Below are 10,363 nucleotides of genomic sequence, written 5' to 3'. Positions count from 1 at the left end.
CACTCCCCCAAGCTCTTCGAGCAGGGGGTACCCCCAGAGCACGCACCGGACGCCGCTCCTTCACGGGCAAACGTTGCCTGCCGCGGCACTAGTGCTGAGACCGGAAAGGTTCACCGGCTCGCGACGCCCGGCACGGCTCCCCCAAGCTCTTCGAGCGGGGGGGACCCCAGTCGCCGTTGTCGCGGTCACAGCACTGGACGAGCAGGTCGCCCTCGATGACGGTGACGGCGTGGCCGGTGAGCAGGGTGCGGTCGCCGCGCAGGCCGGTGCGTACGAGGCCGGAGCGGGCGGAGGCCTGGAGCCCGGTGAGGTCGGGGCGGCCGAGGCGTTCGGACCAGTAGGGGGCCAGGGCCGTGTGGGCGCTGCCGGTGACCGGGTCCTCGTCGATGCCGACGTTGGGGAAGAAGCACCGGGAGACGAAGTCGTAGCCGTGGGCGGGGTCCTCGGCGCGGGCGGTGGCGATGATGCCGCGCGCGGAGTAGGCGGCGAGGGCCTTGTGGTCGGGGGCCAGGTCGCGGACGGTCTTCTCGTCGGCCAGCTCCAGGACCAGGTCACCGACGTTGGCCCCGGTGTCGTACGCGGTGCGGGGCTCGGCACCCAGGGCCCGGGCGACCCCGTCGGGGACGTCCACCGCGGTGAGCGGGGCGGTCGGGAAGTCCAGGGTGATCGCGCCGTCGCCGGCCGGGCTCGCGATCAGCACACCGCTGCGGGTGGCGAAGCGCACGGGCCCCTCGTGGGCGCCCGTCGTACGCAGGACATGGGCGGTGGCGAGGGTGGCGTGACCGCACATCGCGACCTCGGTGGCGGGCGTGAACCAGCGCAGCGCCCAGTCGGCCTCGCCGCCCTCCGGCAGCCGGTGGGCGAACGCCGTCTCGGCGTGGTTGACCTCCAGCGCCACCTGCTGGAGCCAGTCGTCCTCGGGAAAGGCGTCCAGCAGCAGCACCCCCGCGGGGTTGCCGGCGAACGGGCGGTCGGTGAAGGCATCGACGATTCGAATCCGCATGCCCAGAAGGTACGGGTTCCGGCGAGCGACGAACCAAGGCCAATCCGGGGCCGGCGGCCTTGGGACAGGGGAGCCGCAGTTCGGAGAGGGTGGCCAAGCGAGCTGTTCCGATATATCGTTGAAGCATCGTGACAGGTCGACGATGGAATGGAGTGGTTGCGATGCGTACCCATGGATTCGAGCACGGGCACCGTCAGGGCGGCCCCCGGCGCGGCCGCGGCGGTTTCGAGGAGCGCCGGGCGGCCTTCGGGCCCTTCGGTCCGGGCGGACCGGGTTTCGGCCCCGGCTTCGGACCGGGTTTCGGTCCGGGGCACTGGGGCGGGCGAGGGCGCGGCGGACCGCGCGGCCGGGCCCGGCGCGGTGATGTACGGGCCTCGATCCTGGCCCTGCTGAAGGACCGCCCCATGCACGGCTACGAGATGATCCAGGAGATCGCCGAGCGCAGCGGCGGCGCGTGGAAGCCCAGCCCCGGCTCGGTCTATCCCACCCTCCAACTGCTGGAGGACGAGGGCCTGATCGTCAGTGAGAGCGAAGGCGGCAAGAAGTTGTTCTCGCTCACCGAGGCGGGCCGTACCGCCGCCGACGAGGGGCCGGACGCGCCCTGGGAGGAAGCCTCGCGCGGAGTCGACTGGGAGGCCCTCGGTGAGATCCGGCAGGCCGGCTTCGGTCTGATGGAGGCGTTCGGTCAGGTGTGGAAGACGGGCAGCAAGGAGCAGCGCGAGAAGGCGCTCGCCGTCATCAACGAGGCCCGCAAGAAGCTGTACCTGATCCTCGCCGACGAGGACTGACGGTCGGCAGCGGGGCCCGGAACCCCGCCGCGCTCTCCGTGCCGGGGAGCCGCAGGCGACCCGCGCGCCTGTGCGCTCCCCGGGGAGGCACTGTGCGGATGCGTCCCGATCTCATCCGTAAGGAGGAGATTCCGTCCGCCCGGGTCCACTTCCCGTGGGACGCCGAAATGCTTCCCGTCGGGGATGACCGGAGCCGGAGAGGCTGGTGAGCTGGACGATGTGCAATCCCGTGTTCCCCGGCAGCCGCCCTCCGGGCAGGACGCCCTCCGTCCGGACGACGACGCCCGGCTCAGTGCCGAGTTGGCGGCGGCGGTCGTCGGTGCCCGCAGAAGGGCCGTCCGGGACGGGGACCGGCAGATCGACACCGCCCATCTGCTGCACGCGCTTCTGGAGTCCGACCCCGAGGTGCGCGCCGTGTTCGACGGCGGACCGCAGATCGCCCGGCTGCTCGGCTACCTCGTGCAGCGCAGCATCGGATACGGCCTGCGCTGGCAGAGCACCGTCGAGGACTCCGGCGCCCTGCCCGTGGTGACGGAGGCCGACGGCCTCTCGCCGATGGCCTTCGCCGCCCTGGAATACGCCTGCGAGCGCGCCGCCCGGCGCGGCGACGACCTGGCGCGCGGCCTCGACCTGCTTGCGGCGATCGTCGTGGACCCGCAGGCGCGCGCCGTCGAGGTGCTCACCCGCGCGGCGATCGACGCGGGAGAGCTTGCCGCACGGCTCGACAACGATGCCAAGGACTGTCCGGGGGAGTACGCCGCGGACGGCGGGCCCGCCTACTGAGGGGGACGGACGGGAGGGTCGGCCGGGGCGGGCGTGCCATCGAGGTGTTCCGGGTCTTTTGTGCGTTATGTCCAGTGATGGTCCCGTCCAGGCGGTGAGACAGGTGCCATCGAAGATGACGCTCATGTCATCGCCTGTCATCATGTGCCGGTGCGTACGTCTCAGATCAGTCAGGGCCGCCCCGGCAAGGGTGTCGGGCTCGGTCTCGCGCTCCTGTCCGCGGTCGCCTTCGGCGGTTCCGGTGTCGCGGCCAAGCCGCTGATCGAGGCGGGTCTCGACCCGCTGCACGTGGTATGGCTGCGCGCCACCGGGGCGGCCCTGGTCATGCTGCCGCTCGCCGTACGCCACCGCGCGCTGCTGCGCAGCCGCCCCGCCCTGCTCGCCGGGTTCGGCCTGCTCGCCGTCGCCGGCGTCCAGGCCTGCTACTTCGCCGCGCTCTCCCGGATACCCGTCGGGGTCGCCCTGCTCATCGAGTACCTGGCGCCCGCCCTGGTGCTCGGCTGGGTCCGGTTCGTGCAGCGGCGGCCGGTCACCCGGGCCGCCGCCTTCGGAGTGGTCCTCGCGGCGGGCGGACTCGCCTGCGTCGTCGAGGTGTGGTCCGGCCTGAGCTTCGACGTCCTCGGACTGCTGCTCGCGCTCGGCGCGGCCTGCTGCCAGGTCGGCTACTTCGTGCTGTCCGACCAGGGCGGCGACGCGGGCGACGCGGCCCCGAACCCGCTCGGCGTCATCGCCTACGGACTGCTGATCGGCGCCGCCGTCCTGACCGTCGTCGCACGCCCCTGGAACATGAACTGGTCGGTGCTCGCGCACAGCGCGGACATGAACGGCACGCCGGTCCCGGCCGTCGCCCTGCTGCTGTGGGTCGTACTGGTCGCCACGGTCCTGGCGTACGTCACCGGGGTGCTCTCCGTGCGGCGGCTCTCGCCGCAGGTCGCCGGCGTGGTGGCATGCCTGGAGGCGGTCATCGCGACCGTGCTGGCCTGGGTGCTGCTCGGCGAGCGCCTCTCGGCGCCGCAGGTCGTCGGTGGCGCGGTCGTCCTGCTCGGCGCGTTCATCGCGCAGTCCTCCACGCCGTCGAAGGGCTCGGCGGAGCCGGTGGCGAGCGGCGGGGCGGAAAGGGAGTTGTCGGCCCGGGGAACGGCGGCCTAGGGTACGGATCATGCATTCGGACGCACTCGTTCTTCCGCCTCCGGCCGCCTGAGGCGGGCCCTCCGGTGAGCGCGCCCGGCGATGAGCCGGGCCGAACGGTGCTGCCCGCAGAGGAAGTCCGCACGATCCCGACCGACGGGGTCCTGCGTCCCGAACTTCTGCACCTCTGCGGAGACGACTCATGTCCCATGCTTCTCTTGGCCTGCCCGTCGGGCGTGGCCTGCTCTATCTGATCGTCGCCGGTGCCGCCTGGGGCACCGCCGGCGCGGCCGCCTCGCTGGTCTACCGGACCAGCGACATCGGGCCGGTCACCCTCTCCTTCTGGCGCTGTGCCATCGGCTTCGTCCTGCTGCTCGCCGCGCGCCTGCTGCTCGCCGCGCGCCTGCTGCGCCCGCGCGTGCGGCCGGCGGTGCCCGTGCCGCTCGGCCGCAGGCTGTTGCGGGCCGGTGCCACCGGTGTTGGCCTCGCCGTGTTCCAGACGGCCTACTTCGCCGCGGTCGCGGCCACCGGACTGGCTGTGGCGACCGTCGTCACCCTCGGCGCCGGGCCCGTCCTCATCGCGCTCGGCGCCCGCCTGGCGATGGGCGAACGGCTCGGCCGGGCCGGCCTGACCGCCGTCGCCGGGGCGCTGGCCGGTCTTGGGGTGCTGGTGCTGGGCAGCGGCGGTGCCGCCGTACGGCCGTGGGGCGTGCTGCTCGCCCTGCTCTCGGCGGCCGGCTACTGCGTGATGACGCTGCTCACCCGATGGTGGGGCCGCGACGGCGCTGCCGACCACTCCGGTTCGGCCCTCGGGGCGTTCGCGGTCACCAGCCTGTGCCTGCTGCCGTTCGCGCTGCGGGAAGGGCTGGTGCCGCACACCGACGACCCCGTACGGGTGCTGTGGCTGCTGGCGTACATCGCCTCGGTCCCGACGGCCCTGGCCTACGCGCTCTACTTCGCGGGCGCGGCCGTCGTCCGGTCGGCCACGGTCTCGGTGATCATGCTGCTGGAGCCGGTCAGCGCGGCGGTGCTGGCCATCGCCCTGCTGGGCGAACGCCTCACGGCGGCGACCCTCGTCGGCACCGCACTGATGCTCGGCTCGGTCGCCGGCCTTGCCCTGACGGAGGCGCGCGGAGCGCGAACGACGGCGAAGGAACCGGCGCTCGCATGACACAGGACGGGCCCGGACCGGGGGCCCGCTACCGGGTTGGCTCGCTGGGCTGTCACCGGGAGGGGCTCGTTCGGCCGTGACCGGGAAGGGCCCGCTGGGCTGTCACCGGGATGGGCCCGTTCGGTGTCTCCAGGGCGCGTCGCCCGGGGCGCCACCGGGAGGGGGCCGTTGCTGTCACCGGGGCGGTTGCGTCGAGCGTTTCCGGGCGGGGCCCGCATGCCTGTCGTCGGGACGGGTTTGCCGGGCCGACGCGGGGAGGGGCCTGTCCGGCGTCACCGGGAGGTGTTCGCTCGGTCGTTGCCGTGACGGGTGTGCTGGGCCGTTACCGGCGGGATCCGCACGCCTGTCATCGGGGTGGGCCCGCGAGGTCGTCGTGTGGGAAGGGCCCGCCCTCTGTCGCCAGGGCGGGTCCGTCGGGCGTTACCGGAGCGGGCCGCCCGGCCACCGTCGGGCGGGCCCACCCGTTCAATTCGCGCCTCTGCACAGCAGAGGTTCCCTGGCAGCCGGGTCGCGGGGACCGTCCCGGTCCGCGAATGCCGTCGCGACACGGTCCTGGACCTGTGGGCCGCACCGGAGGCGAGCTCGAAGGTGCTCGCCTCGCCGTGCCCGGCGATGAAGGGTGGCTGGTCGAAGTCGTGGGCGGACAGCCACCGTTGCCCCTCGGCGTCCTCGCGGGGCGCGTCTCACGGGTAGGTCAGCGTCACAGTGACGTGAGATAGCCGGGAAGCTCGGTGGCGTGGGCCAGGTCGGGGTCGGCGAGCGGGGTGCCGTACTCCCTGCGGACCGGGACCACGCCGGCCCAGTGCGGCAGGGAGAGGTCCTCGGGCTCGTCGTTCACGCCGCCGACGCGCAGCTTGGCGGAGACCGCGTCCAGGTCCAGGCGGAGCACGGCGGTCGCGGCCAGCTCCTTGGTGTTGGCGGGGCGGGAGTCGGCCGACCGGCCCGGCACCACGTGGTCGACCAGCGCGTCCAGCGCCAGGCGCTTCTCCTCGGGGTCGGTGACCTGGTGGGCGGTCCCGTGCACCACCACCGAGCGGTAGTTGATCGAGTGGTGGAAGGCGGAGCGGGCCAGGACCAGGCCGTCGACATGGGTGACCGTCAGGCAGACCGGCAGCCCGGGGTCGGTCCTGCCGGCCATCCGCAGCGGGCGCGAGCCCGTCGAGCCGTGCACGTAGAGCCGCTCGCCGACCCGGGCGTACAGCGTTGGCAGCACCACGGGCGCGCCCTCACGGACGAAGCCGAGGTGGCAGACGTAGCCCTCGTCGAGTATCGCGTGCACCAGTTCCCCGTCGTACGACGCCCGGTCGGCGGAGCGGGTGGGAACGGTGCGGTCGGTCGGGGCGTAGGCGGCGGGCGGCGACGTCGGCGGCTGGGTCTCCTGCATTGCGTCCTCCATTGCATTAGTGCATAATCTGCTTTGTGCTAGGAGAGTATCGGATCGAGGGGCGGCGCGCAGCCGAGATCGCGGCGAGCATCGAGCGCGCGGTGGGCTCGGGGGGTCTGGAGCCGGGCCAACCGTTGCCACCCATGCGGGAGTTGGCGGCCCAACTCCGGGTGAACCCCAATACCGTGGCGGCCGCGTACCGGACCCTGCGCGAGCGTGGGGTCATCGAGACCGCCGGGCGCCGCGGCAGCCGGGTGCGGCCCACGCCCGCCACGACCGGGCGGGACCTTGTCCGCGTGGACGTGCCCGAGGGTGTGCGCGACATGTCGAGCGGCAACCCGGATCCGGCGCTGCTGCCGCCGCTGGCACCCGCGTTCGCGGCGGCCGCCGCGCTGGCCGACCGTGAGCCGGTGCTCTACGGGGACGTGGCCGTGGAGCCGGAGCTGGCCCGGATCGCTCGAGCCGCGCTCGACGCCGACGGGGTGCCGGACGGTCCGCTCGCCGTCCTCTCCGGTTCCCTCGACGGGGTGGAGCGCGTCCTCGCCGCCCATCTCAGGCCCGGCGACACCGTCGCCGTCGAGGACCCCGGGTGGGGCCGCACCCTGGACCTCGTCCCCGCTCTCGGACTGCGCACGGCGCCGGTGGGGGTGGACGACGAGGGCCCGCGGGCCGACGACGTGCGCCGCGCCCTCGCGGACGGCGCCCGCGCGCTGATCGTCACGGCCCGCGCGCAGAACCCGACCGGCGCCGCGGTCGGCGCCACGCGCGCGCGTGCCGTGCGGGCCGTCCTCCGGGAACATCCGGAGACGCTGCTGATCGAGGACGACCACGGCCACGGCATCGTGGACCTGCCCCCGCACCCGCTCGCCGGCGCCACCCGGCACTGGGCCTTTCTGCGCTCGGTCGCCAAGGCGTACGGCCCCGACCTGCGGCTCGCCGTGCTCACCGGGGACGAGACCACGGTCGACCGGGTGCACGGCCGGCAGCGCCTCGGGCCCGGATGGGTGAGCCGCCTCCTCCAGCGCGCCGTGGTGCGGCTGTGGTCGGACGGAGCCCTCGATTCGAGCGCGGTGGCCGCGTCCTACCGGCGGCGGCGCGACCTGCTGACCGGCGCGCTGGCCGATCGCGGTATCGCGGCTCACGGGCGCAGCGGGATGAACGTATGGGTGCCCGTGCCGGACGAGACCGGCGTCGTCGCGAGCCTTCTGCACGCCGGCTGGGCCGTCGCCCCCGGCGCCCGCTACCGGCTCGCCGCCCCGCCCGGCATCCGGATCACCGTCTCCACCCTGCGGGACGAGGAGACCGAGCGGCTCGCGGACGCGGTGGCGACGGCCCTGCGTCCGGGGCCCGCGCGGAGTTACGTCTAGTGCTGTGGCCGGAAAGGTTTGCCGGGAAGCTCGCGGCGTCCGGTGCTGGGGGTACCTCCCACGCCTTTCAGGCTGTGGGGGAGCATCGCAAGGCCCGGCCGAAGGCTGGGGGAGTGCCGTGCCGGGCGCCGCGAGCCGGTGGACCTTTCCGGTCGCAGCACTAGGGCCGACCCGAGGCGTCCGGTCCGGTCCTCGCGGTCCTACGCCGTTGTGGCCGGCTCCGGGCGGGAGGGCGGCTCGGGCGTCTTCGGAGCGGAGGCCGGCGCCTGGTCCGGCCGGGGCGCGCCGGGCCCGGCGGACGTGCCGCGGCTCTTCGGGCGGGCCTGGGTCAGCGCCGCGCCCGCCAGGACGATCACCGCGCCGACCGGGGTCGACCAAGTGAGGGTCTCGCCCAGCACGGCGACACCGGCGGCGGTGGCGATCACCGGGACGAAGTACGTGACCATCTGGGCCGTGGTCGGCCCGACCTCCGCGACCAGGCCGTACTGGACGAGCATCGCGAAGCCGGTGCCCAGTGCGCCGAGGGCGGCGATCGCGAGCAGCGGCATGACGGGCAGATGGTCCGGAGCGTTGGTGAACAGCGGTGTGACGACGGCCAGTTGCACCGTGGCCAGCAGCAACTGACCGCCGGTCAGCGACAGGTGGGACTCGGTGGAACCCGCCAGGGTGCGCCGTACGTAGATCCAGCCGACCGGGTAGCTCAGCGAGGCCAGCAGCGCCATCGCCGTGCCGCCGGCGTCCAGTCCGTGGAAGCCCTGCCAGGCACCGAGCACCGTCAGCACGCCGAGGAAGCCCAGCCCGAGGCCCGCCACCCGGAGCCGGGTCGGGCGGTCCTCGGAGAGGGCGACGAGGGACAGGGCCATGCCCCACAGCGGCGAGGTCGCGTTGCAGATCCCCGCGAGGGTGGAGGGGATCGTCAGCTCCGAGTACGCGAAGAGCGAGAACGGCAGCGCGTTGAGGAAGAACGCCGCGACCGCCAGATGCCCCCAGGTCCGCGCACCGCGCGGCAGCCGCTCCCGCTTCACCGCCATCGCCACCGCGAGCACCGCCGTGCCGAACACCAGCCGCCCGAGCGTCACCTGGAACGGGGCGAAGCCGTCCGTGCCCACCTTCATGAACAGGAAGCTGAAGCCCCAGACCAGCGAAAGGAAGGCGAAACGGATCCGCCAGTGCACGGGACGGCGGGCCGGTCGGGCCGGGCCGGACGGGGACTGCGGGGAGGCGGGCGCGGTGCTGCTCATGGTCGTACGATGCACGCTCACGACCTCGTAGCACAATCGAGAATTCACGTGCGATATCTCGTAGCATCGCTTACATGTTGAATCTGGAGCGCCTGCGCACGCTGGACGCCCTCGCTCGGCACGGCTCGGTCAGCGGCGCCGCGGAGGGGATGCACGTGACGACGTCGGCCGTCTCCCAGCAGATGGCCAAGCTGGAACGGGAGGTGGGCCAGCAGCTCCTGGCCAAGAACGGGCGGGGAGTGCGGCTCACGGACGCCGGACGGCTGCTCGCCGAGCACGCGACGCGCATCCTGTCCCAGGTCGAGCTCGCCCAGGCCGATCTGGAGGCGCAGCGCGGACAGGTGGTCGGCGAGCTGCGGCTCGGCGCGTTCCCCACCGCCGCGCGCGGGCTGTTCCCGGCCGCCCTGTCCCATCTGCGCGACCGGCACCCGAGCCTGCGGGTCCACACCACGGAGATGGAGCCGGCCGCGGCCGTGCGCGCCGTGCTGCGCGGCGACGTGGACCTGTCCGTCGTCCTCGACTGGTACAACAAGCCGCTGCCCGTGCCGGACGGGCTCAGCCGGGCCGCGATCCTCGACGACCCCGCCGACGTGGCACTGCCCGCCGCGCACCCCTGCGCCGACCGCACCGAGGTCGACCTGGAGGACTTCGCGGACGACGACTGGGTCGCCTGGGGCGAGGCCGAGTTCTGCGACGAGTGGCTGCTGGACACCCTGCGCTCCAAGGGCGTCGAACCGCGTATCGCGCACCGCGCCGAGGAGCACGCCACCCAGCTCGCCCTGGTCGCCGCCGGCCTCGGCGTGTGCGTGGCTCCCCGGCTCGGGCGCGGGCCGCTGCCCGCCGGGGTGCGGACCGTCCCGGTGCGGCAGGTGGTCCGGCGGCACGTCTACGCCGTCTGGCGCGCCGACGCCGACCGCCGGCCCTCCATCCGCGCGGCCGTCGACGCCCTGCGGACCGTGGGCGCGCGGATCGTCTGAGACGCCGCCGACGGGCCTATACCGAGCCCAGCTTGCGGAAGTCCCAGGAGACGATCTTCTCCGGGGTCAGCCGCAACCACGCGTGCCGGCCGTCGTGCGGCATCTCCTCCAGACCGAAGTTCTTGCGGGCGAACAGCGTCTCGGGCAGGTCGAGTTCGGCGCACAGCTCCCCGGTGCGCGGTGCCTCGCCCACGACCTCCGCCGTGCCGGACAGCTCCGCGCCCCGCAGTTGTTCGTACTCCTCGCCGGTGTCGACAACCACGGCCACCCGCGGATCGCGGCGCAGATCGGCCCAGCGCCTGCTGCGCACCACGGAGTAGAGCCACAGCGAGGTGCCGTCCCAGGCGAACCACAGGGCGCTCACATGCGGAGCGCCGCCGGGCGACACGGTGGCGACCCGGCAGGTGCGCTGGGAGGTCAGGAACTCGTCCAGCTCGCCCGGCGTCATCATGATCTTCCGGCCCCGGCGCTGGGTGACGGTCATGCGGCCCTCTCTCTTCTCTTCTCCCACGCGCGGGGGG

At 73.7% G+C, this 10,363-nt stretch carries 9 protein-coding genes and 1 pseudogene; 6 read left to right on the top strand and 4 right to left on the bottom strand.

Annotation, left to right across the window (positions count from 1 at the left end; translation table 11 throughout):
• Window positions 1–199: 199 nt before the first annotated feature.
• Window positions 200–1,003 (bottom strand): annotated as a pseudogene (locus ACWEK3_RS29165) (PhzF family phenazine biosynthesis protein); the annotation flags it as partial.
• A gap of 161 nt (window positions 1,004–1,164) precedes the next feature.
• Here ACWEK3_RS29165 and ACWEK3_RS29160 point away from each other — a divergent pair.
• The 4 genes from ACWEK3_RS29160 to ACWEK3_RS29145 all read left to right on the top strand — a co-directional run bounded on the left by ACWEK3_RS29160 (window position 1,165) and on the right by ACWEK3_RS29145 (window position 4,873).
• Complete coding sequence (locus ACWEK3_RS29160) at window positions 1,165–1,791, top strand: PadR family transcriptional regulator (protein WP_361414856.1); 627 nt, start codon at window positions 1,165–1,167, stop codon at window positions 1,789–1,791.
• Window positions 1,792–2,010: 219 nt separating this feature from the next.
• Window positions 2,011–2,574, top strand: a complete 564-nt coding sequence (locus ACWEK3_RS29155) for a Clp protease N-terminal domain-containing protein (RefSeq protein WP_453250968.1) — start codon at window positions 2,011–2,013, stop codon at window positions 2,572–2,574.
• 144 nt (window positions 2,575–2,718) lie between these two features.
• Window positions 2,719–3,723, top strand: coding sequence for an EamA family transporter (locus ACWEK3_RS29150; protein WP_450544390.1), 1,005 nt, complete (start codon window positions 2,719–2,721; stop codon window positions 3,721–3,723).
• A gap of 181 nt (window positions 3,724–3,904) precedes the next feature.
• Window positions 3,905–4,873 carry a DMT family transporter gene (locus ACWEK3_RS29145; protein WP_453250967.1) on the top strand — a complete coding sequence of 323 codons (969 nt, stop codon included), beginning with the start codon at window positions 3,905–3,907 and terminating at the stop codon, window positions 4,871–4,873.
• Window positions 4,874–5,573: 700 nt separating this feature from the next.
• Here ACWEK3_RS29145 and ACWEK3_RS29140 read toward each other — a convergent pair.
• Complete coding sequence (locus tag ACWEK3_RS29140; protein WP_453250966.1) at window positions 5,574–6,257, bottom strand: pyridoxamine 5'-phosphate oxidase family protein; 684 nt, start codon at window positions 6,255–6,257, stop codon at window positions 5,574–5,576.
• A gap of 35 nt (window positions 6,258–6,292) precedes the next feature.
• On the opposite strand from ACWEK3_RS29140, the gene ACWEK3_RS29135 reads away from it, so the two are divergent.
• On the top strand, window positions 6,293–7,624 hold the full coding sequence (locus ACWEK3_RS29135; RefSeq protein ID WP_453250965.1) for an aminotransferase class I/II-fold pyridoxal phosphate-dependent enzyme: 1,332 nt from the start codon (window positions 6,293–6,295) through the stop codon (window positions 7,622–7,624).
• A 200-nt stretch (window positions 7,625–7,824) separates the two neighbouring features.
• On the opposite strand, the gene ACWEK3_RS29130 is transcribed toward ACWEK3_RS29135, so the two are convergent.
• Window positions 7,825–8,865 carry a DMT family transporter gene (locus ACWEK3_RS29130; RefSeq protein ID WP_450544383.1) on the bottom strand — a complete coding sequence of 347 codons (1,041 nt, stop codon included), beginning with the start codon at window positions 8,863–8,865 and terminating at the stop codon, window positions 7,825–7,827.
• A 74-nt stretch (window positions 8,866–8,939) separates the two neighbouring features.
• Between ACWEK3_RS29130 and ACWEK3_RS29125 the strand changes: the two genes are divergently transcribed.
• Window positions 8,940–9,842: a LysR family transcriptional regulator gene (locus ACWEK3_RS29125; RefSeq protein WP_384089706.1), complete on the top strand. Its 903-nt coding sequence runs from the start codon at window positions 8,940–8,942 to the stop codon at window positions 9,840–9,842.
• Window positions 9,843–9,858: 16 nt separating this feature from the next.
• On the opposite strand, the gene ACWEK3_RS29120 is transcribed toward ACWEK3_RS29125, so the two are convergent.
• Window positions 9,859–10,326, bottom strand: a complete 468-nt coding sequence (locus ACWEK3_RS29120) for a pyridoxamine 5'-phosphate oxidase family protein (RefSeq protein ID WP_453250964.1) — start codon at window positions 10,324–10,326, stop codon at window positions 9,859–9,861.
• Window positions 10,327–10,363 lie beyond the last annotated feature (37 nt).

This window comes from Streptomyces sp. NPDC004721 (genome assembly GCF_053601495.1).
The sequence above is the reverse complement of the archived record's forward strand: the minus strand, read 5'-3'. Positions and strand labels throughout refer to the sequence as shown.